Raw genomic sequence first — 21,653 nt, forward strand, 5'->3', positions numbered from 1 at the left:
TACCCTCCCCGATCTTTACTTATCTATAAGTGCCTTGGCAGAGCTAACAAACCTTTTCTTTTCACAAAACCGATCAACGATCTGTTCTACAGCAGTCTTCCTTTCCTCTTCATCCAGGTCGTGATCAAAATCAGCCGCCAGACTAATTCTGAACCATTCCTTCCACCTTTCTACCCATCCATCCTCCTCCCCTTCATCGCCATACAAAATAAATGCAATTTCTCTTATAACATGAGGAAATATCGCCGCTCTCAGCAAAGGATCGTTAACAATCCTGTCTTTAAAGTCAGGTATAGCGTTACTGATATTTAATATCGGCTCCGCACCCTCATCCTTTGCCAACACCCATAGTTGTTCGCCCAGATCTTTAGACACCAGCGGCAGCAGGGGTTTGCGATTGTTATCGTCACTTTCATTCTTAGGCCTGACCTTATCAGCAAGCGCAGCTATCCGCGCTACGCCGTCGGATTCATCGACAACTTTCACTCGGAACAGAACATTGGCTCCGGAATCCAACTCTGACAAAGACAAATCAGTAGGAGGTGTTATCCGGTTGGCGACGCCGAAGTCAAAACGCTTGCAAGACGCCTTCACATAAGCCTCGACGTACACCTTGTGATTCTGTACGATTTGCAAATCTTCAGGAATGCGAAGATCCGCATTGAACGATAGCGGCTTACCATCGGAAGTCTCCACGAGGGTTATATTCAACCCCTCGTGGCGTAACTTGCGACGCCCGGTATGGTTAATCCTGTGACTCATGACGACCTCATTGCGGAAACGAACAAATCGCGATTTGTATCGAACCCCGTCACAACCACTTTGAAGTCTGAAGCACCAGCCTCAATAACGAAGCTATTCGCTGATTCGACAGAACAAGTCGCGCCTTCGGGCTTTATTTTTATTGCTCCCTTTCTCAAATCAAAGTCCATGTCACTGAACTTCGAGAGAGGACTCCCCCTCAGTACGTCATAAGCAATTCGTACTTTTAAAACCAGGATTCCATCTTCGCGTGAATGCTTCCCTGTTCCAGATATAGAAAACCCATCGGCATGCCGACTAACCCGGTATGATTTGGCTCTTGGTGGTGGAATACTGGCAGGCTTTCCAGTCTTATCTCTTCCCCGCCCCTCTGCTATCTTGCCCTTCTCTTCACCTTCCAGAGAGAAAAGGTCTAAAAGAGCATTGTCATCCCGGTGCTCAAGCGCACCAAACAAAAAATTATAAAGCTCCTGCGGAGCCCGGCGTACCTCTCTAAGTTTTCCTGACACCGACTTCCAGTTCCGGGAGACTTTTTCTGCCGTACCGGACCAGGTTGTATGAGCCGGGTTCTCTGCATCACCGAGAAAATCAGAAATAGATGCATCATCAGCGACCATAGCTGCAAAAACTCCAGGCCCCCTGAAGTGTTTTTTCTCAGCAGTAAGTACTATTGCGTCGCGAACAAACAGCGCACCTCCACCCCCATCCGATGCCTTTTTCATATAAATACTGAAATGAGTAAAAAACTCTTCACCTTTCTTGTTTTTCAGTAAGACTGGCCATTTCAGGTCAACAAGAGCGCCACTGCTCAATTTATTTCTAAGCTCGTCTCCTTCTTCACTCGAAACCGCACCCCCCAGTCCCTCTCGCATCGAGCGACTGGTCAGATCCAACCCGACCGTGCTTGATCCCTGAATTTCTTTCATTTCCTTTACAAAGCTTATCATTTGCTCTGAGAAGTTATTGCCTCCATGCAGTTTTGCATATTTATAAAAACTGGAGGAATCCACCAACTTATCATTGATTTCTACCACCAGCTTTTCGAAAAGAATCGGGAAAAAATAATTATTTATAAGAGCATCTAGTAATTTTCTCTCGTCCACACCCTCAATAAGATAGGGAATCAAAATTGAGAGGCCGTTCTTTTCCGCTCTTTCCACACCAAAAAAGTCACAAAATCGCCCAACCTCTTGCGGGTCAACTACCGGAATTTGCAAACCCCCATTTTCTTCAACTTTCTGAGAATAAAAGCCATGCGAATCGTAGCGGTCACCATCAATAGAGTGATTCAACAGCACCGCCTGCCCCATGAGAAGCGGTTCAGGATGCCCGCCCTCCTGTTTGGTGACTCCGAAGAAAGTCCGGATTGAGGATACGCCGGAAAATACAAGCTTGCCCAAACCCCAACGCCCCAGATTTCGCCCCCCTTTATGAGAGACACCTATGCATCGCCAAAAATCAGAGAAAGGATTCTCATCTTTCAGGTCAATGCTACCAGTCAGGCCACTGGTACCATAATCCTCGATCAGCAGGGCCCTTACGGGCCGGGCATTGAAGACATCGCCGTCGAGCCTCGAGGCTTCCAAATGCTTTTTAAGCTCATCTTTCTTCAAAAATTCATGAAGATCGGGAATCTTTTTTTCTTCAAATTCCAATATTTTTATTTTAATAAAAACCTTGCTTCCGTTGTCTGATTTAGCATCCAGAGAATTCTGTACGGCCTCACGAATCAAAGCATCGACCAGCTTTACATCGTCATTGTTAAACTGATCTCTTTGAGTTGGAGGCTTATCCATATCTCCGTCTCTAAGCTTTGTAAAACAAAGATCCATATCCCCCCCCTATGAGGCTAAGGCATTTTTTCTCCAATCTCTCTATATCCGGATCCCGACCGAATGAAGGTGGTCGCACGCTCCAGCGCATCATCGACAGATAAGCGGTTAACGCCTTTTATCGCGCACTCCCATATCACGAGTACACGCCACCCCGATTCTATCAACTCTTCCTTCTTACGCTGATCCCGCAGTCTGTTACCTTCTAACTTATCCATCCAGAACTGACGGTTCGTCTTCGGCCACTTAAATAACGAGCAATTATGATTGTGCCAGAAGCAGCCATTGACAAAGATTACACAACGATATCGAGGAAACACAAGGTCGGGCTTCCCGGGCAATTTCTTGTCGTGTAGTCGATACCTGAACCCGCGAGCATGCAAAGCCCGGCGCACCAGCATCTCGGGCTTGGTATTCTTGGGCCCGATCCTGCGCATGTTCAGCTTTCTCTGCTTTTCAGTCAGAACATCCATATTCTTCAACCAGACATCAAACGCCGGGCAAGACTTCGGATCTCATGCAATGGCATTCCCGGTTTAAGTGTCAGAGCCCCAAACCCGAAAGAAGATTGGTAGTCATCGCTGAACAGTCGGTCCGGCATACCTGATGTGTGGTAGCTACTGGTGTCACCCGCACTCGGTACGTGCGGTGAAATCAAAAACGCGTTCTTCGTAACCGGCACAATTCCCCGGGAAGAATCCGTCCGGACCAGTGCGTCTCTATAAGTATGAATGGAGCTGATCGCATCCCCAAGACCGGCATCGATGCGGTATTTCGCGTCCAATACGGTCAGACCAACGCTCTTATCTTTTTCTACAGTCCCGACCGTGATGTCGGGCGCCATCGTTCGAGAATAAGAGCCCACGCCATCTTCGCTTTTCCAGAACTCCTGGAAATTCTTCTGAAAGGCAATCTCTTTGCCCGAGGAAAAACTGACGGACAAACTGTGCGAAGCCAGAGTAATGCCGTCTGGCGATGACCTGGAGAACAGGTCGTCCGTGTGCGGTTTATCGCCGGGAAATTCTTCCGAGGCCGCTCGGACCAGGCGCAGGAAGCACCAGAGTTCGTAGAGTTCCCAGGTACGAGAAAGGGGCAGATTCAGAAAATCACCAAACACCGCACTGAGTCCGCGGTTCATATCCTGCCAGATACGATAGAACTGTCGGTATAAGGGATCGTTTCGATAGGTAGAAGATGTTCTTACCGGGACTTGTTCCTTCGGGATATCAGCGAAAAGGGGGAGAGCGAGCAATCCGGTGGTCCGCACGGCCGCCTTTCGGCATCGCCGGGCCCAGGTTCTGGCAGCAGCACGCGCCTCTTGGTCAGGGCCACCGGCGGCACGCTCTATCCGCGACGCCACCGCCGCCAGCCAGGAAGACCAGCTCCTCAGGCAACTCCACATCTGACGATGCTCCGGAATGTCCAGCGAGCCGACTTTATTACGAATCCGGATGTTGGCTGGCAGCGCCCCTTCCAGGGCAGCCGGCAACCGCGACCTCGCCATGTCTTGCCGAAGGACAGGTCCGGATTTATAAGAATTCAGAATTTCCTGGCCGGTCACTTTCCTGGCTTGATGCCAGGGCAGTACCCTCTGATCTGCCTTAAGGCGATGGCGAGGCCGGGCGTTGATTCTTAGGATCACCTGTTCAAGTTCGACCATACGGGAAAGGATGAACTGCAACCTCGCGATCGGAGGTACTTTCCTTCCAGGTCCTGCAGAGAGTCCCTTATAGAAACTGCTCAGGGCAAAGAGCGCGCTGGTGTCTTCGAGTATTTCCCGAACCATTGTATCGAAGTCGCCCCGAGTGAGTTTCCTCAGGTCAGGATCCGTCGCAACCTCAATTGAAGGATTCGGCCCACCCGGAATCTTAAGCGAAAGCAGCACAAGGCCGGACTGGAACCCCGGAGTCCAACGCCACCTGGCTGAATCGCTATCTGATACTCTTAACGGTTCAAGCGCGACATCATCCAGGTGTAGTTCAGCTCGAGAGGCTTCGGGACAATCCTCAAGCAAGAACAGATAGCTGCCGGCTTCGTGGACGCGACCGGGAGGGATATCCTCTTTCTCTGGCCACACCTGCCAGCGTCGTCCCGCCCCATATTCCTCAAGAAGCCAGAGCGCCGCCATAGCTTTACCTGCTGGCCTGGAAGGAGCCGAACTCGTCCAGATCGTCAAGGAGGCGATCCAGAAGAGACTGTGATTTGCTCATGCCTTTCAGAATACTTCTGAGCTGATCCAGCAACTTACGTTCACGCTCCGAACCACGCAGCTTGACCAGGACTTTTTGCGCCATCAGATCATCGATTGCCATATCAGCTTTTTTCTCGAAAAGCGGCCCAGAGTCGTAAGGCGCAGCCGCTGCATCTTTAACATCTTTTCCTGCCGCCGCCAGATAATCTTTGTGAAAGGCATAGTAACGTATGACCTCTTCCGCGACCCGATAACCGAACCCCAGGCCGTATTCAGAGAGAGCCAGATAAACCTCGCCTAGCGGGGCCTTGCAGGCCTGACACGCGCTCTCCAGTTCAGGAAAGCGCTCAGAAAGCTTGTCGATAAATCCATCCAGGTCGATCTTTGTCATGTCGATGATTACGGCGCGATCCAGCACCTTGTCGCTGACCGGGTGCGTTGTCTCATCCACATTGATGGTGCCCGTAATGAAAAGATTATGAGGCAGAGGAAGAGAGGCGGGAACAGAAATACCTGTAGAGCCCTCCAGCGGAACGCTACTCGAATGCAACCGTAGCGGCTCCCCCGCCTCCATCGACGAAAGAATATCTGACAGGTAATACTCCACCCTTGCCAGATTCATCTCATCGAGAACGACAAATACCGGGGTGTATCGATGAGCAGTAGCGAGGAAGACTGCCTCCAGGAACGGCGGGACAACATACCGATCTGACAGGACATCATGATATCCAGTCAACCCTGAGGGATCGGTCCACTCGGGCCTGACCGGGCACACCACGAGAAACGGATCTTCAGTGTCCGGCTCCGTAATTCCGTGCACTGCTTTAGCATAATTCAGTGCCAGACGGGTTTTCCCGGTTCCTGACAGCCCGGACAAAATCGAAAAGTGCTTATGCTGCAGGAAATTCATTGCAGCATGGTAATTTCTGACCTCACCATGAGGGTAATGGCCGCCGAGCTTCGAAACGCCCTTCTCTATTTCAGCGATGGGCACTGACGCAGGCATTCGTTGCATTTCGGGGCTGACTGTCTGTCCTTCTTCCCAGGCCCGGATTTCATGGACTTTTTCTCGCCCGATAAGCGTGCCGAGATAACCCACAAACTCCCTGGCGATGAGACTCCGGTGGGCAGAAGGGCCCGGTGGCCATATTGAAAAATAGATAGAATCTATTTTCGCTGCACACCCATAGTCTATCTCTTTCCCTTCAGGGTCATCACTCAAAGAGAGGAAAAAGCCGTCATTCTGAAAAAAGAGATACCCGTCTTCGGTGACGTAAAACTTAACATTATTACTGATCTTTCCCGGCTTCTTCCCTGCCTCGATAGCAGCTTTATTCAGCGCCTCACCCTCAGTATAAAGCTTTAGCAAGCCGTTACTCAGGAGAGCGGCTTCCTTACTTACTACAATGGCGAAATGGACCTCGTCCTGAGGAGGGAAGTTAAGCACAGACAAAACCACGAACTGTTCCAGCGGTGCCTCATCGCCGGCGTTGAGCTTTCTTGAATAAGTTTCAAGATTACTTGTGCCGGCGAAAAGGCCACTTTCTACAAGCCGCGCGCTGTTTGAAAAACCAAACCCTCTCGCTTTATAGGCCTTGGGGTTTATTCCTGGCAGCTGGTTTATTGCCGCTTCAAACTGCTGAAAGCGCTGCTTGACTGTCATCCCTCACTTCCCCTTGTACTTTTGGCGCGCCTCGAAAAGCTGAAGCCCGCAAGGTCTGCATCATTGTGGCCGCCAACGCCTTCGCCAGAAGAGGCGGCACGGCGTTCCCGATCTGCCTGAAAGCCGGGTTCATTGTGCCGCTGAATTGAAAACCGTCCGGGAAAGACTGAAGCCGGGCCGCTTCACGAACGGAAATCGTACGTGCCTGGTTACTATCGTAATGAATATGGCTATAGCCGTCTTTACCCAAATGCGCCATCAACGTACGCGCGGGCTGATCGGCCCACATCTTACGCCATTTATTAGGAAACTTGCTTGCATCATAGGGCGGCACAATAGAATCCCACAGCGCTTTATACTTAGCGGATTTTTCAGAGATTTTCTGACCTTTTTCCCGCTCCGCCTGTAAGCGCTCCTGAAACATCTCGACGGCATGCTCATAGGCTTGGGGGTACTGATCACCCGGGTTCATCCGGGCAAACAGCTCATAATCTCTGGGAAGGTAACGGATAACGTGATCCCGAACCCCGTCCTCTGGCGCCTCATGGCCTTGCCAGGAGCGCATCAGCAAAGCATAGGAAGACGGCTTGCGACGGCTATAACGCACCGGCGCCACAAAGCGTCTCGCACCACGCTTGATTTCACCATTGGCGAGCAGTTCACGAGCGTAGATCGGAGCCAGATCATTCAATGCTTCCTTTGCAGTAACAGCGGCAGGTAGCGACGTCTTGGCCACCGTCGGTTCCACATAGCAATGCGCTTCGTTGAACAGGCTCCGTAACGTTTTGGTAGCCACGGAGCGAGAACTTTCGTACCCGGACGGCAGATCCACCCAATGAGTCGGCGCAGGGAAGACAACCTCGTCCGCCACTTCTTTACGATAGGCCACCAGAAACATCCTTTCGCGCATCTGCGGGACGCCGAAATAAGCGGAATTCAACAGCGTATAGCCACAGACATAGCCTTTGTCCTGCAACACTTCACAGGTCTCTTCCGCAATATTCTGGCCGCCGTGGTTCAGGATATCCGGCACGTTCTCCATCAGAACCGCGAGCGGCCTGAATGCATCCACATATTCCAGGTATTTCTTGTAAAGCTGAGCACGAGGGTCGCGGATAAACGCCTCGGGGTGCGCCTCGATCTCCCGCAACTTGGATCGCCCGACTCTGGCAAAGGCCTGGCAAGGCGGGCCGCCCACGATAATATCGAAAGCGTCTTCCACGCTATCCAGCTTCAGCTTCTGGCACAGCTGCTCCGGCGAGGTGCTGGTGATATCGATAGCATCACAATGCTCCGGGGCGCCGCCGTGGAAATTAATTCCATGAGATTGCGCCGCCTGGGGGTCAAACTCAACCGCTCCTCGGATATCGAATCCCGCCGCTTCAAACCCCAGCGACAGACCGCCGCACCCGGCAAAGAGATCCAGTACGCGCGGCTTTGCACCCGCTTTATCAAGGCGCCCGAGTTTGTGGCGAATCAACGCTTCATTCATTGGTTGGTTCCCTTTCTCGAAGAGAGGGGCAACGGCAGCTCAAGTTGCCCCTGCTGTTCATCCAGAAGACGCTGCACCGCCATCCTGATCACCCAGGCGGTCGACACACGATTGGCGTTGGCGAGAGCCAGCACTTGGCTATGGGCTTCTTCCGGAAGAATCACAGATGTTCTGACCGTCTTTCGGTCAGACGCTGCTACGGGGCTGGACATAGAGGGTTCCCAAGTCGGTCTGCTTTGAGGTGCATTCTGCACCACTTTGCACCACTATGCACCATATCCTGAAAAGCAGTTACCTGAGGCTCCCTATCTCACTGATATAACTCAGTTTTCCCTTTGGAAAGCTTAACACCGACCAAAAGAAACTGGCCATTTGGACAGTATATCTCTACAGCCAGGCTCCGCAAGCAGCATCGTCAAAAACATCGATGAGGTACCGACGACCGCCCGGCAATGCAAGCCGCCGGCTGCGGATCAGGCGCCAGAGGGTTCGGGGGCCGCCGAGATGACCAAGCGGCCTTCGCTGACCTCTACCTCCAGCGGCGTACCGATGGCGAAGCCGGCCTCGGCGAGCCAGTAGCCCTTCACGTGGACCCAGGGCACCGGGGGCTTGGGCGGGCGGCTTAGCTGGACATGGAGCGGGACGCCGTACGAGTAGTACTGGCCGGGGTGGACCTTGAGGCGGCGAATATAGGGAAATTCGCGGTTGGATTTAGGGGATTCGCTTTTACCCACGCGGGCGCGTGGCTTATGATTCCGTTCAGCCATGATGGACTCCTAGGTAGTCTGTTGTGGTTAGCTGCCTTCGGGTGTTGCCGCACCCGGAGGCAGTGCTTCTTAAATTATAATAAAACCTGCCTCAACTCAAGCATTCTGAATATTCTAATCCGAGGTTTCGACAAACCATTCTCCAGGTATATAACAGTTTTTACTGTTAGGTTCAGGGTTTGCTTTATCAACCTTTAGGTGCAACGGCATAGACACGCACGCCCCAAACACTAGCGCCTCACCCGGGGTCGACTGTTTAATTTTGGCCGAAAACGCTTCTGAGAAGTATGGCAAAACGCCATATATATACCTCATATCCAAATCATTTTGGATTCGATGTATAACAAAGTTGGCACACTGAGAAAGAACCGTCTCCGAAAGCTCTGAAGGTCGCTGAGAAGAAACGAGCAAGTAAGTAGAGAACTTTCTTCCTTCACGAGCTATTCTTTCAAAAATGTTCTCTCTTATTACATACTCATGATCTTTTTTTATGTATCGGTGAGCCTCATCGAGAATCAGGTGAACAGGCTTCTTCCTTCTAAGCCCCCCAGAGAGCTTCTTTCTTTGATAAAATATCACTCGAGTCAAAACCGACGTTAACGTTTCAAGCGAATCCGGAGGCAACTCACTAACGTCAACTATGACAATCTGACTTTTTCCTTTATCTTCCTCACCCCCAGAAAGCCAAAAATATTCTAAATATTCATCCTCACCCGAAACATTCGGCGGATTATTTCTCATGAATTTACAATCAGGGTTTTCCAAAAAATAATCCAATCTAGCCAACATCGTAGATGTGTATTCACGTAATCTGCGATTCCCTCTAGCATCCTCTTCTAACAATCTCATATCCGTAGCTAAACGCAGAAACCTGTGATCAAAAAAGTTACCATCCTTAAGCTTCATCGACATTACTTCTGACAAAGAAACCCTGTCTATTCTTTGCGATAAATGCTGCACAGCTGTCGCCAGCCGATTATGATTGTCACCATACTGAATTGAACAAGCAGCTTCTAAAGTACGGATTTCTTGATAGAGGCCACTATCACGATAAACATCTGAAACCCGCCCATCAGAATCGATCACGTTGCGCAAACCAGACAATAATCCGCCTGCCGCTGTAACCCTTGCGGTATCAGTCTCTGCTTGATTCAATATGGAATCTATGATGCTGCAAATCTTATTTCTAAAGTAATTAACAAAAGGCTCTTTATCATCCTCCGTCAATATCTTGTAAAATCTATACGCATCTTGAAGAACCGTACTCCAGAAAGGTCTTTGAGTCGCATCCGTTGCCATCAAGAAAGCAGACCATTCATCCAAAGTCATCAAGTAATAAGGAAGAATAAAGTCTTCCGCGATATCGCCGCGTGCAGCGTTTGGCTTGAACAATTTAACATTTACGTTAGAAGAGTCATCTTCTGAGAAAGCATCAGAATATTCGCCATTAACGTCAAATATCAGTATTCGGGCACCCAAAGCGGAAAATTCCTTTTTCCGATATATCTGCTGCATTATGTGGGCGATCGTATTCGACTTGCCGCTACCAGAATTCCCCAAAATTGCAGAATGTATATTGAAAAACGCATCGATTCCCACCTCAATGGGATAATTGATTAAATTTCTACTAACCCCAAATCTGAATTTTCTATGTACCCCATCTTGCATATTGTCTTCGGATACATTCAAAATAACCGGCATATCTTCATATGTAACTATTTCTATATCACTATATAGACCGGGGAATATGCCAACCCCCAAACTAAAGTTACCATCCTTTGATATGGTCCCTATCGGCTTTAGAAGGAGCTGCCTTTTACCTCCGAATTGAAACGATCGGGCTCTCTTATCATCATCGGAGTCATTCACAAATATCGAAGCAACTTCGCATATCAGACTCTCCCCCAGAGAGTTCTTCACCTTTAAGTAACTACCTATATTTCCAAAATAATAAACGGTTCCGGCAAGGTTTACGGAGTTTCCTTGGATTTCTGAATTTATACTGACCCTGAATTGATCAAAATCGACTGAAACCACTTTACCTATTATCATCCCCCACCCCTTCGCCTCTCTTGGCCGACTCTATGAAATCCATAAACCTTCTCAATAGGTCCTGATCCTTATTTTGGTCTTGATCGGGAATAATCTCTTCTACTATATATTTGAAATAGTGGATTTTCTCCTTCCCTCCGCCCTCCTTGGTTATTTCCCCGTAAAGATTGTATATTCTCTTATCCAAACTCTTACATATAGGTGCATCTGGATAATTACCGAACACTACAACGGAGAGAGATGAGTTAGAAGCCAGAGCCTGATAGATAGCATTATTGATATGCTCATCACTGAAGCTATAACCAATAATAAAGAGAGCACTATGCGGCTTGAGAAGCTTATTCTGAAATTCCCTTATAAGATCTGCATAAGGCGACCCCAAGCTTATATTTTGTTTCAAAGGGTTGGGATATATTAAGACATTGTTATCGGGCGGGCCGCCATGGCAATCCAGATCGATCTGAGTGATGTTGAAGAATACATTTTCTTCACCTTCTACCCAGTTTATAGACCCATGAAGCTTAAAGAGATAAACCATTGGCTGTATTGGCTCATATTTCTCATAGGCGTCATCGATTTTTCTTGAGTAGGTATAAAAGAATCTCGCCGGATTGAAATATTTTTTTACCCCACCGCCAAACCCATCGTTGTAATTTATATTTAAATAGTCAAGCGAAATCTCACTCATTAGATCGTTATTCGTGGTGAATACGCATGCCCTGTCGAGATCTCGCCCCCTCAAACCTATCTTTTGATAAAACCTTTTATAGATATCGAGTGTCTCCTGAGAGGCCGCCGCGCTCATATTGACGTTTATTTCCTCAAAAATCGTCTCTTCTATTATTTTTATAACCTCTTCCGCAACACCATCGCGAGAGCCAATAGCTTCTTGGTAAGCTCGTTTTGAATACAATGCGCCCAATATTTTCTCTAGGTTTTCGGTGCCACTCGACAGCTTCCCATACAAACTCTTTAGCGATCGATCTCTAGCATTATTATCCAGCCCTTCGATTTCCTCATCTACTTTCTCCTTCATCTCTTTCATGGGCGGTATCGCGGTAGAGCTAGTCCCGGCGCCAAGCAAGAAGTTGATACTTTTCATATTCATGAGATCGGAGATCTTTTGCTTTATTACATTTAGATTCTCCTCTTGGTTGTCGTTCTCTGCTGGGCCAATCAGCTCCCCGCCCTGAAAGAAACTAATTTCCGATGACTTCTCGTTATCTGTTGTCATATTCCCCAATGTCCATGTCGAAGCTTCCCTAAAAGACAATGGTTTAAGCTTCCAATTCAGTCAACCAGGTCAAAACAAAAAAGGCCGCCCCAAAAGGAGCGGCCATCACCAAGGAAGCCTTGAATTAAAGAGTAAGGACTAACTCACCATATGAGTTATGCGTCCCCTTTCTTCTTCGCCACCAGCGTGAGGATGTCATAGCTGGCGACGAGTTCGTCGTCCTGGTTTTTGACCTGCACGTCCCAGACCACTACGCCTTGGGGGGTGCCGTCGGGGGCGGCTTTGCCCTGGTCGATTTTGCGCTTGCAGGTGAGGCGGGCCTGGATGGTGTCGCCGGCGCCGACGGGGGTGATGAAGCGCAGGGTGTCGAGGCCGTAGTTGGCGAGGACGGGGCCGGGGGCCGGGGAGACGAAGAGGCCGGCGGCGGCGGAGAGGAGGAAGTAGCCGTGGGCGATGCGTTTGCCGAATTGGGAGTCCTTGGCGGCGATTTCGTCGAAGTGCATGTAGAAGTGGTCGCCGGAGAGGCAGCCGAAGTTGACGATGTCGGCTTCGGTGACGGTGCGGCGGTGGGTGAGCAGGGATTCGCCGATGGCGAGGTCGTCGAAGTGGCGGCGGAAGGGGTGCACTTCGGTTTCGAGCACCTCGGCGCCGCGCACGTATTCGCCGGTGACGGCGGCGAGCATGGTGGGGGAGCCTTGGATGGCGGTGCGTTGGAGGTAGTGGCGCACGGCGCGGATGCCGCCGAGTTCTTCACCGCCGCCTGCGCGGCCGGGGCCGCCGTGTTTGAGCATGGGGAGCGGCGCGCCGTGGCCGGTGGATTCCTGGGCGGATTCGGCGTTGAGCACTTGCAGGCGGCCGTGGCGGGCGGCGAGGACCGGGATGGCGCGGGCGGCGTTTTTCGGGTCCTTGGTGGCGAAGGTGGTGACCAGGCTGCCTTTGCCTTTGTCGGCGAGGGCGATGGCTTCGTCCAGGTCGCCGTAGCCCATGAGGGTGCTGACCGGGCCGAAGGCTTCGATGTCGTGGGCGCCGCCTTCCGCATGAGGATCGGTGCTGCGCAGCAGGCGCGGGCCGAAGAAGGCGCCTTTGTCGGTGCCTTGGCCGATAGGCTGCGGGTCGCCGTTGCCGCCGAAGATGCACTCGGAGGTGTTGAGCAGGTCGTTGACGGCGGCGGCCACGTCTTCTTTCTGGTCCAGGGAGGCGAGCGCGCCCATGCGCACGCCTTCTTCATCGGGGTCGCCGAGGGTGATTTTTTCCAGGCGCTGGATCAGGCGTTCGCCGAAGGCGTCCAGGTGTTGTTGGGGCACCAGGATGCGGCGGATGGCGGTGCATTTCTGGCCGGCTTTGACGGTCATTTCGCGGACCACTTCCTTGGCCAGCAGGTCGAATTCCTCGTCGTCGGGGGTGACGTCCGGGGCGAGGATGGCGCTGTTGAGCGAATCCGCTTCGGCGTTGAAGGGAATGGAGCGGTTGATGATGTTGGGGTGCGCGCGCAGTTTGCGGGCGGTGCTGGCCGAGCCGGTGAAGGTGACCATGTCCTGTTCGTCGAGCTGGTCGAGCAGGTCACCGGTGCCGCCGATGATCAGCTGAAGGGCGCCTTCCGGCAGCGCGCCGGAGTCTTGCATGAGGCGCACGCAGGCGGCGGTGAGGTAGCTGGTGGCGGTGGCCGGTTTGACGATGCACGGCATGCCGGCGAGGAAGTTGCCGGCGAATTTTTCCAGCATGCCCCAGACCGGGAAGTTGAAGGCGTTGATGTGCACGGCGACGCCCCGGCGCGGCACCAGGATGTGGGTGGCGGCGAAATGGTTTTCCTTGCCGAGGGGGACCACCGGGCCTTCGTGGAGGACGTTGCCGGAGGGCAGTTCCTTGCGGCCCATGCTGGCGTAGGCGAACAGGGTGCCGAAGCCGCCGTCGATGTCGAAGGCGTTGTCGCCTTTGGTGGCGCCGGTGTGGCGCGAGAGCGTGTAGAGCTCTTTTTTGTGTTCCTGCAGGTAGAGCGCCATGGCCTTGAGGCGGGCGGCGCGCTCCTGGAAGTCGAGCTTGAGCAGTTCGCGGGTGCCGGTGGTGCGGGCGTAGTCCACGGCGGCGGCGAAGTCGGGGGCGTCGTCGTGGGTGTGGGCGACGATCTCGCCGTTGATGGCGCTGGCCAGGGGTTTGGCGGCCTGGCTGCCGAACCATTGGCCGGCGAGGTAGCTTTGGAGAACGGTCATGGCGTGGCTCCTTGGTCTGCGTATGGGCGCGGCTTCTTGGAGCCGCGGCCTGTGTTTTGTTTGGGCCGTGGTTTGGCGGAGGAAGGCTGTGCTTCCTGGTGGCCCGTGCCGCGTCTGGCGACGTGCCGGTTTTTGGCCCTGGTTATCGCGACTGAAGTCGCTCCTACAGCGGCTTCGGCTTGAGTTGTAGGAGCGGCTTCAGCCGCGATTGTTTTGATCGAGGCCTACGGTTGATCGAAATCCAGGACCACCTTGTCGGTGACCGGGTAGCTCTGGCAGGAGAGCACGTAGCCGGCGGCGACTTCGTAGTCTTCCAGGGCGAAGTTGTTGTCCATTTCCACTTCGCCTTCCACCACCTTGCAGCGGCAGGTGGAGCAGACGCCGGCCTTGCAGGAGAACGGCAGGTCGGCGCCGTGTTCGTTGGCGGCGTCGAGGATGTTCTTGCTGTCCCGGGGCAGTTCGACGAGCACTTCGCGGCCGTCGGCGATGATGGTGACCCGGGTTTTGTCTTCGTCGTCGGTCACTTCTTCCGGGGCGCGGTGCTTGCGCTGGGTTTGCCCTTCCACGCCGAACAGTTCGAAGTGCACGCGGCTTTTGTCCAGGCCGTTGGCGACCAGCCGTTCCTTGACGGTTTCGGTCATGGATTGCGGGCCGCACAGGAAGGCGGCGTGCAGGTTCGGGGTGTCGAGCCAGCGGGAGAAGATGGCATCGCATTTGTCCGCGTCGATGCGGCCGTTGTAGAGGTCCACGTCCTGCTGTTCGCGGCTGAACAGGTAGATCACGTTGAAGCGGCCCAGATAGGCGTTCTTGAGATCGCTGAGCGCTTCGCGGAACAGGGTGGAGTTGCTGGAGCGGTTGCCGTAGAGCAGCGTGAACTGGCTGTTGGGCTCGGCTTCCAGGGTGGTTTTGATGATCGACAGGATCGGCGTGATACCGCTACCGGCGGCCACCGCCAGGTAGTGGGCCTGGCGCTCCGGGTCCAGGTCGATAAAGAAGTGGCCGCTGGGGGGCATCACTTCCAGGGTGTCGCCTTCTTTCAGCTCACCATTGGCGAAGCCGGAGAAGCGGCCGCCGGGGACTTTCTTCACCGCCACGCGCAGGTCGTCGTCGTGGACGCCGGTGCAGATGGAGTAGGAGCGGCGCACTTCCTCGCCGTCCATGTGGGTGCGCACGATCAGGTGCTGGCCCTGGGTGAAGCGGAAGGTGTCGCGGAGCTCCGGCGGTACGTCGAAGGCGATGGACACGGCGTCGCGGGTTTCCGGGCGCACTTCACGGATGGTCAGGGAATGAAATTGGTTCATGGCGCGAACTCTTCACTTTTCGGTTTCGAGGGGCCGCGTGCTCGGCGGCGGGCGACCCGCTCTTGATTCAGGTGGCCACTTCAAAGGCACTTGAAGTAATCAAACGGCTCCAGGCAGTCGCGGCACTTGTAGAGCGCCTTGCAGGCGGTGGAGCCGAATTCACTGACCTGCACGGTGTCGGTGCTGCCGCAGTGCGGGCATTCCGCCGGGCCCGGGTCGTGCAAGGTGTCCCGGCCCTGCCCTTTGGGCGGCGGCGCGATGCCGTAGGCCTGGAGCGCGGCGCGGCCCTTATCGGTGATCCAGTCGGTGGTCCAGGCCGGGGCCAGCACCCGTTCGATGCGCGGGTTCTTGAAGCCGGTGTCTTCCAGGGCCTCTTGCACGTCGCGCTCGATCACTTCGGTGGCCGGGCAGCCGGAGTAGGTGGGCGAGACTTTGACCTTGAGGCGGTCGCCCTCCCATTCCACCGCGCGGATCATGCCCAGATCGACCACGCTGACCACGGGCACTTCCGGGTCCATCACCTCGGTGAGGCACTCCCAGGCCCGGGGCAGGTCGTCTTCGCCGAGCGGTACACCTTGGTAGGCCTTGCGCTCGCGGTAGATCAGATCACCAGGTTGCATCGGGGTAGGCCCGCGGCAGGTACTGCATCTCGGCCAGCAAGAAGCCCAGGTGCTCCGTGTGTTTGCCGTTCTTGCCGTCCATGTAGAAGTGGCGGGCCGGTTCCGGCAGCTCCAGGCCGGCCTCGGCGAACACGCGGGCCACTTCGGCGCGCCAGACGTCGCCCACGTTGCCGGCGCCGATGCCGGCCTCGGCGAGCTGGTCCTCGATCTCGTCGGTGTCGGTGAGCTCGTAGGTGAAGCGCCACAGGTTTTGCACGGCGTCGGTGAGACGGCGGTGGCTCTCCTCGGTGCCCTGCCCCAGGCGCAGCATCCATTCGGTGGAGCGGCGGCGGTGGTAGGTGGCTTCCTTGAGGCCCTTGGCGGCGATGCCGGCGATGCGTTCATCGCTGGATTCGGTGAGGCGCGTGAGCACCAGGTGGTGCCAAACGTCGAAGAAGAACTGCTTCGCCGTGGTCACCGCGTAATCGCCGCGCGGCTGTTCGGCAATCAGCAGGTTGCGGTATTCGCGCTCGTTGCGGCGGAACGCCAGGAAGTCGGCGTCGTGGCCGTCGTCGCGCAGTTCGGCGACGTAGTCGTACCAATTGCGCGCCTGGCCGATCAGGTCCAGGCCCACATTCATCATGGCGATTTCTTCTTCCAGCGCCGGGGCGTTGCCGCACCATTCGCAGAAGCGCTGGGCCAGCACCATGTCGGTGTCGGCCAGGCGCAGCAGGTATTCGGTGAGTGCTTGATCGGTCGTCATCGTCACGCTCCTCACATCTGGTCCACTTCCGGGGGCAGCTTGTAGAAGCTGGCGTGGCGGTAGACCTTGTCGTCGGCCGGGTCGAAGAAGGGTTCTTTTTCGTCGCCGGCGCTGGCGGTGATTTGCTCGGCGGGCACCACCCAGATGCTCACGCCTTCACTGCGGCGGGTGTACAGCTCGCGGGCGTTTTCCAGGGCCATGGTGGCGTCGGCGGCGTGCACGCTGCCCACGTGTTTGTGGTTGAGGCCGTGCTTGCTGCGCACGAAGACTTCGAAGAGGGTCCAGTCTGCCATTGTCGTGTTCCGGTTGTGCTGCGTTTGCGTTTTTTTGCGGGATCGCGACTGAAGTCGCTCCTACGGGGAGGCATCGACCTGCTGTAGGAGCGACTTCAGTCGCGATCGCCGCCTTCAGGCGGCGTTGTTCGCTTGTTTCTTCTCGGCGTAGGCCACGGCGGCGTCGCGCACCCACTGGCCTTCGTCGATGGCTTTCTTGCGCTGCTGGATGCGCTCGACGCCGCAGGGGCTGTGGCCCTTGAGCACGTCGAAAAATTCCTGCCAGTCGATTTCGCCGAAGTCGTAGTGGCCGGTTTCCTCGTTCCATTTCAGGTCCGGGTCCGGCGCGGTGCAGCCGAGGAATTCCAGTTGCGGAACGGTCTGGTCGAGGAAGCGCTGGCGCAGTTCGTCGTTGCTGTGGCGCTTGATCTTCCAGGCCATGGACTGGGCGGAGTTGGGCGAGTTGGTGTCGGACGGGCCGAACATCATCAGCGACGGCCACCAGAAGCGGTTGATGGCGTCCTGCACCATCTCTTTCTGCTCGTCGGTGCCTTCGCGCATCATGGTCAGCAGGATTTCGTAACCCTGGCGCTGGTGGAAGCTTTCTTCCTTGCAGACGCGGATCATGGCGCGGGAGTAAGGGCCGTAGGAGCAGCGCTGCAGCGGCACCTGGTTGACGATGGCGGCGCCGTCCACCAGCCAGCCGATGGCACCCATGTCCGCCCAGGTGAGGGTCGGGTAGGTGAAGATGGAGGAGAACTTCACTTCGCCCCGGTGCAGCTTCTCGATTTCCTCGTCGCGGTCGGCGCCCAGGGTTTCCATGGCGCTGTACAGGTACAGGCCGTGACCGGCCTCGTCCTGGATCTTGGCCATCAATTGGAGTTTCCGTTTCAGCGAAGGCGCCCGGGTCAGCCAGTTGCCCTCCGGCAGCATGCCGACGATTTCCGAGTGGGCGTGCTGGGAGATCTGGCGAATCAGCGTCTTGCGGTAGCCGTCGGGCATCCAGTTCTTGGGCTCGATGCGGACTTCCGCGTCCACCTTCTCCTGGAAGTGGCGTTCTTCCGGGCTCATCTCGTCCAGGCTCTTCAGGCCCTTGCTGCCGGTGTCCACCTGTTGTGCGTACATGGGTGCCTCCTTGATGCGTGGGCGGAACGCCGGGTTTCCGCCATGAATGGCTCCTTTTTATACGACACATAATTTAGTGTCAATATTCATTTTGCGTATCATTTTCCGGCCAACCTCCCTGGCGCGCCTCCAAAACATGCATAAGCCCCTGTTTTTTATCGCCATTAAAGGATCAATACGGCTGTCTCAATCAACGCATCGTGAGTCAGAAAAGGCGCTCACTTCACACAATCCGATACACGGCGTGGTCAATACCTTGCCCTCCGTGCGGCAGGAAACAAACCGCAACGCTTTGACACCTGATGAAGCGGCGACGGCGGCGGCCTTTTGCTACTCTTTCCGCGGGGAGCGTGTCGATTGGGTCTTTTGACCGGAATAGGGGCGGTATGCCGAATGAGATAGTGGTCGCCGGACTCACCGGCGCGGGCGTGGACACCTGGGCGTTGTGGATCAAGATCATGGCGGTGGGCGCCACCGCCACCCTGTCCACCCTGATGCTGGTGTTCACCGTGGCCCTGTACCGCCACCGTGATCACGAGGCGTCGGTGGCGCTGCATTTCAGCGTGGCCAACCTGTGCGCCACCGCCTATGTGGCCGGTGACATCGGCGTGCGGGTGTGCCTGCTGGACAACGATCTGCGCCACGTGATGATTCCCTACCGCCTGTCCCTGAGCGCGGTGGTGATGTCGTTGGCCTCGCTGTTCGCGCTGCATCGGGTGCTGGCCAGCCGGGTGGTCTCGACCCGCCGGCTGGCCGCCATCTATGGGACCGGCGCCGTGATCTCCGGCCTGTTCTGGGTCGATCACCCGGCGCTGATCATCGCTTCCGAGCGCTATCGGATCACCAACGTTGGCGTGTTCGCCGATTATGGCGCCCTGGCCGCGCCCTTCTACGTCGCCTGCCTGGCCGCCCTGGTGATGGTGTCCGTGGGCATGCTGCGCCAGGCCTTCCGGGCCCGGGGCCGGCTGCTGTGGCGGATGACCATGTTCGGCTTCGCGGTGTTCTTTCTGGCCGGCCTGCACGATATGTTCCGCGAACTGGGCCTGGAGCTGCTGCCCTTCAGTGGCCTGACCATGGGCTGCGCGGTGTTTCAGATCGGCGCCTTCGCCACCATGGTGCTGCACTACTCCCACACCCTGCGCGAGCGCGCCCACCACGACCATCAGCTGCGGCGCCTGGAGGACCGGGTGGTCCGCGATGCCCTGTCCGGGTTGTTCAATCGGGCCTATCTGGAGCAGCGGCTCGACCATTTGCCGCCGGCGGCCGGCGGCGGCCTGCTGTTCATCGACCTGGATCACTTCAAGGGCGTCAACGACCGGTTCGGCCACGACCACGGCGACCGGCTGATTCGCGCCGTGGCGGACGCCATTCGCCGCACCGTGCGCGAGCAGGACATCGCCTGCCGCTGGGGCGGCGACGAGTTCGTGGTGTATCTGGCGGACGCCGACGAGGCGGCGGCGCGGGTGGTGGTGGAGCGGCTGCTGCGCGCGTTCCGGCATCTGCAGCTGGACAGCACGCCGAATCTGGATGTGGGCGCCAGTGTGGGGTTCGCGGCGTTGCGCGACGAGGACTGGCGCGCCACCTTGCAGCGCGCCGACCAGGCCCTGTATCAGGCCAAGGCGGAGGGCCGCAACCGGCTGGCGGTGGGCTGAAGGGTCAGCCGCAGGTCGTCGCCCACCCGGCGCGAATCGCCCCAGCGCAGCGGGATCTTCTCCGCCATGCGCGCGAACGGCAGGGTCAGCAGACCGCGGGCGTCGGTGCCCAGCAGGGCCGGCGCCAGATACACGATCAGTTCGTCGAACAGACCGTCCTGCACGAAGGCGCCGGCCAGGGTGGCGCCGCACTCCACCAGCACCTCATTGCATTCGCGGCGGGCCAGCTCGTCGAGCAACGCGCCCAGGTCCAGGCCACGGCGCTCCACGCCCAGCGGCGCCTCCCGGTCGCCTTCCGGCCGGATCGCCCGGGGCAGCACCATCAGTTCCGCGCCGGCGGCCCGCAGCGCCTCACGGCGCGCTTCGCTGGCGGTGGGGTCCTCCGCATGGGCGATCAGGCAGGGGCCGGCGGCGGTGACCACCGGGCTGTCCGGCGGCGTGCGCAGGGCCGGGTCCAGAATTACCCGCAGCGGCGCGCGCACCGGCGGCACCCCGTGGTCCCGATAATCCCCCAGGACCCATTGCTCCGGGCGCACCGTGTAGGAGGGCCGGTCCGCCAGCACCGTGCCGATGCCGGTGACGATGGCGCTGCTGCGCGCGCGCAGGCGCTGCACATCCTCCCGGGCGGCGGCGCCGGTGATCCACTGGGATTCGCCACTGGCCATGGCGGTGCGGCCGTCCAGGCTGGCGGCGGCCTTGATGCGCACCCAGGGGCGCTCGCCGCGCATGCGGTGAATGAACCCCGGATTCAGCGCTCGCGCCTCCGCTTCCTGCAGGCCCAGGTCCACCTGGATGCCGGCCTCGCGCAGCCGCCGCAGGCCGTTGCCGGCCACTTGCGGGTTGGGATCCTGCATCGCCGCCACCACCCGCGCCACGCCGGCGGCGATCAGCGCATCGGCGCAGGGGCCGGTGCGGCCGGTATGGGAGCAGGGTTCCAGGGTGACATAGGCGGTGGCGCCCCGGGCCCGGTCGCCGGCGGCGGCCAGGGCGTGGCGTTCCGCGTGGGGTTCACCGGCGCGGGCGTGGAAGCCCTCGCCCAGGATCTCGCCATCCCGGGCAATCACGCAGCCCACGCGGGGATTAGGGTCGGTGGTATAGAGGCCGCGCCGGGCCAGGGCCAGCGCCCGCAGCATGCAGCGCTGGTCGAAGTCGGAGAAGGCGGCGCCGGCGTCGCTCACGCGTCGCCTTTCTTGCCGCTTTTCTTGCCGCCCTGGCGCAGGCGGTCCACCTCGGCGGCGAACTCGGAGATGTCCTGGAAGCTGCGGTACACGGACGCGAAGCGGACATAGGCCACGTCGTCCAGTTCCTGCAGCGCTTCCATCACGAACTCGCCCATCTCCCGGGCGGGCACTTCCCGCTCGCCGGTGGCGCGCAGGCGGTGGCAGATGCGGCTGATCGCCGCCTCCAGGTCCTCCACGCTCACCGGGCGCTTCTCCAGCGCCCGCTGCATGCCGGCGCGCAGCTTGTTCTCGTCGAAGGGCTCGCGGGTGCCGTCGGACTTGATCACCCGGGGCATCACCAGCTCGGCGGTCTCGAAGGTGGTGAACCGCTCGGTGCAGCTCAGGCACTCACGACGCCGCCGCACCTGGCCCCCGTCGGCGACCAGCCGGGAATCGATGACCTTGGTGTCCTGGGCTCCACAGAAGGGGCAATACATGGGGTTCTCCGAAGCGGCCTGCGGCCGCGATACAGGATGCAGGTTACAGGATACAGGGAAAATCGGCCGATCCCACGGTCGCCC

General features: G+C 56.7%; 20 protein-coding genes. 2 read left to right on the forward strand and 18 right to left on the reverse strand.

Annotation, left to right across the window (positions count from 1 at the left end):
• Positions 1-15: 15 nt before the first annotated feature.
• The 16 genes from IM760_RS04625 to paaA all read right to left on the reverse strand — a co-directional run bounded on the left by IM760_RS04625 (position 16) and on the right by paaA (position 18,260).
• Entirely contained in the window at positions 16-762 is a 747-nt protein-coding gene (locus tag IM760_RS04625; protein WP_204427375.1) for a hypothetical protein, read from the reverse strand.
• Positions 759-2,558: a hypothetical protein gene (locus tag IM760_RS04630; protein WP_204427376.1), complete on the reverse strand. Its 1,800-nt coding sequence runs from the start codon at positions 2,556-2,558 to the stop codon at positions 759-761. The genes IM760_RS04625 and IM760_RS04630 overlap by 4 nt, the downstream gene beginning before the upstream one ends.
• A 53-nt stretch (positions 2,559-2,611) precedes the next feature.
• Positions 2,612-3,067 carry a very short patch repair endonuclease gene (locus IM760_RS04635; protein ID WP_204427377.1) on the reverse strand — a complete coding sequence of 152 codons (456 nt, stop codon included), beginning with the start codon at positions 3,065-3,067 and terminating at the stop codon, positions 2,612-2,614.
• Between the two features lie 5 nt (positions 3,068-3,072).
• Positions 3,073-4,722 (reverse strand): DUF2357 domain-containing protein, encoded by a 1,650-nt coding sequence (locus tag IM760_RS04640; protein WP_204427378.1) that lies wholly within the window; start codon positions 4,720-4,722, stop codon positions 3,073-3,075.
• A 4-nt stretch (positions 4,723-4,726) separates the two neighbouring features.
• A complete protein-coding gene (locus IM760_RS04645; protein WP_204427379.1) occupies positions 4,727-6,448 on the reverse strand; it encodes an McrB family protein in 1,722 nt (573 codons plus the stop codon).
• The gene (locus tag IM760_RS04650; RefSeq protein ID WP_204427380.1) at positions 6,417-7,940 is read right to left on the reverse strand and encodes a DNA cytosine methyltransferase; all 1,524 of its coding nucleotides are present in this window, start codon (positions 7,938-7,940) and stop codon (positions 6,417-6,419) included. Before IM760_RS04650 ends, IM760_RS04645 begins: the two co-directional genes overlap by 32 nt.
• Positions 7,937-8,152 carry a hypothetical protein gene (locus IM760_RS04655; RefSeq protein WP_204427381.1) on the reverse strand — a complete coding sequence of 72 codons (216 nt, stop codon included), beginning with the start codon at positions 8,150-8,152 and terminating at the stop codon, positions 7,937-7,939. The genes IM760_RS04650 and IM760_RS04655 overlap by 4 nt, the downstream gene beginning before the upstream one ends.
• A gap of 261 nt (positions 8,153-8,413) precedes the next feature.
• A complete protein-coding gene (locus IM760_RS04660) occupies positions 8,414-8,707 on the reverse strand; it encodes a SymE family type I addiction module toxin (RefSeq protein ID WP_204427382.1) in 294 nt (97 codons plus the stop codon).
• 114 nt (positions 8,708-8,821) lie between these two features.
• The gene (locus tag IM760_RS04665; protein WP_204427383.1) at positions 8,822-10,759 is read right to left on the reverse strand and encodes an ATP-binding protein; all 1,938 of its coding nucleotides are present in this window, start codon (positions 10,757-10,759) and stop codon (positions 8,822-8,824) included.
• A complete protein-coding gene (locus IM760_RS04670) occupies positions 10,746-11,993 on the reverse strand; it encodes an SIR2 family protein (RefSeq protein WP_204427384.1) in 1,248 nt (415 codons plus the stop codon). The genes IM760_RS04665 and IM760_RS04670 overlap by 14 nt, the downstream gene beginning before the upstream one ends.
• A gap of 155 nt (positions 11,994-12,148) precedes the next feature.
• The gene (gene paaZ, locus IM760_RS04675) at positions 12,149-14,200 is read right to left on the reverse strand and encodes a phenylacetic acid degradation bifunctional protein PaaZ (protein ID WP_204427385.1); all 2,052 of its coding nucleotides are present in this window, start codon (positions 14,198-14,200) and stop codon (positions 12,149-12,151) included.
• A gap of 224 nt (positions 14,201-14,424) precedes the next feature.
• Positions 14,425-15,501, reverse strand: coding sequence for a 1,2-phenylacetyl-CoA epoxidase subunit PaaE (gene paaE / locus IM760_RS04680; protein ID WP_204427386.1), 1,077 nt, complete (start codon positions 15,499-15,501; stop codon positions 14,425-14,427).
• Between the two features lie 80 nt (positions 15,502-15,581).
• Positions 15,582-16,121: a 1,2-phenylacetyl-CoA epoxidase subunit PaaD gene (gene paaD / locus IM760_RS04685; RefSeq protein WP_204427387.1), complete on the reverse strand. Its 540-nt coding sequence runs from the start codon at positions 16,119-16,121 to the stop codon at positions 15,582-15,584.
• Positions 16,108-16,863, reverse strand: a complete 756-nt coding sequence (gene paaC / locus IM760_RS04690) for a 1,2-phenylacetyl-CoA epoxidase subunit PaaC (RefSeq protein ID WP_204427388.1) — start codon at positions 16,861-16,863, stop codon at positions 16,108-16,110. Before paaC ends, paaD begins: the two co-directional genes overlap by 14 nt.
• Before the next feature lie 11 nt (positions 16,864-16,874).
• On the reverse strand, positions 16,875-17,156 hold the full coding sequence (paaB, locus tag IM760_RS04695) for a 1,2-phenylacetyl-CoA epoxidase subunit PaaB (RefSeq protein ID WP_161384881.1): 282 nt from the start codon (positions 17,154-17,156) through the stop codon (positions 16,875-16,877).
• A 114-nt stretch (positions 17,157-17,270) separates the two neighbouring features.
• Positions 17,271-18,260 carry a 1,2-phenylacetyl-CoA epoxidase subunit PaaA gene (gene paaA / locus IM760_RS04700; RefSeq protein WP_204427389.1) on the reverse strand — a complete coding sequence of 330 codons (990 nt, stop codon included), beginning with the start codon at positions 18,258-18,260 and terminating at the stop codon, positions 17,271-17,273.
• A 136-nt stretch (positions 18,261-18,396) separates the two neighbouring features.
• Between paaA and IM760_RS04705 the strand changes: the two genes are divergently transcribed.
• Together IM760_RS04705 and IM760_RS04710 are read left to right on the forward strand one after the other, a co-directional pair.
• Positions 18,397-18,630, forward strand: coding sequence for a hypothetical protein (locus tag IM760_RS04705; protein ID WP_204427390.1), 234 nt, complete (start codon positions 18,397-18,399; stop codon positions 18,628-18,630).
• A gap of 16 nt (positions 18,631-18,646) precedes the next feature.
• Positions 18,647-19,912, forward strand: a complete 1,266-nt coding sequence (locus IM760_RS04710) for a GGDEF domain-containing protein (protein WP_204427391.1) — start codon at positions 18,647-18,649, stop codon at positions 19,910-19,912.
• On the opposite strand, the gene ribD is transcribed toward IM760_RS04710, so the two are convergent.
• Together ribD and nrdR are read right to left on the reverse strand one after the other, a co-directional pair.
• Entirely contained in the window at positions 19,870-21,090 is a 1,221-nt protein-coding gene (gene ribD / locus IM760_RS04715; RefSeq protein ID WP_338021368.1) for a bifunctional diaminohydroxyphosphoribosylaminopyrimidine deaminase/5-amino-6-(5-phosphoribosylamino)uracil reductase RibD, read from the reverse strand. The genes IM760_RS04710 and ribD overlap by 43 nt on opposite strands.
• Positions 21,087-21,569 (reverse strand): transcriptional regulator NrdR, encoded by a 483-nt coding sequence (gene nrdR, locus IM760_RS04720; RefSeq protein ID WP_138772658.1) that lies wholly within the window; start codon positions 21,567-21,569, stop codon positions 21,087-21,089. The genes ribD and nrdR overlap by 4 nt, the downstream gene beginning before the upstream one ends.
• Between the last annotated feature and the right edge of the window lie 84 nt (positions 21,570-21,653).

Source organism: Alloalcanivorax marinus (genome assembly GCF_016906305.1).
Classification (GTDB): Bacteria; Pseudomonadota; Gammaproteobacteria; order Pseudomonadales; family Alcanivoracaceae; genus Alloalcanivorax; species Alloalcanivorax marinus.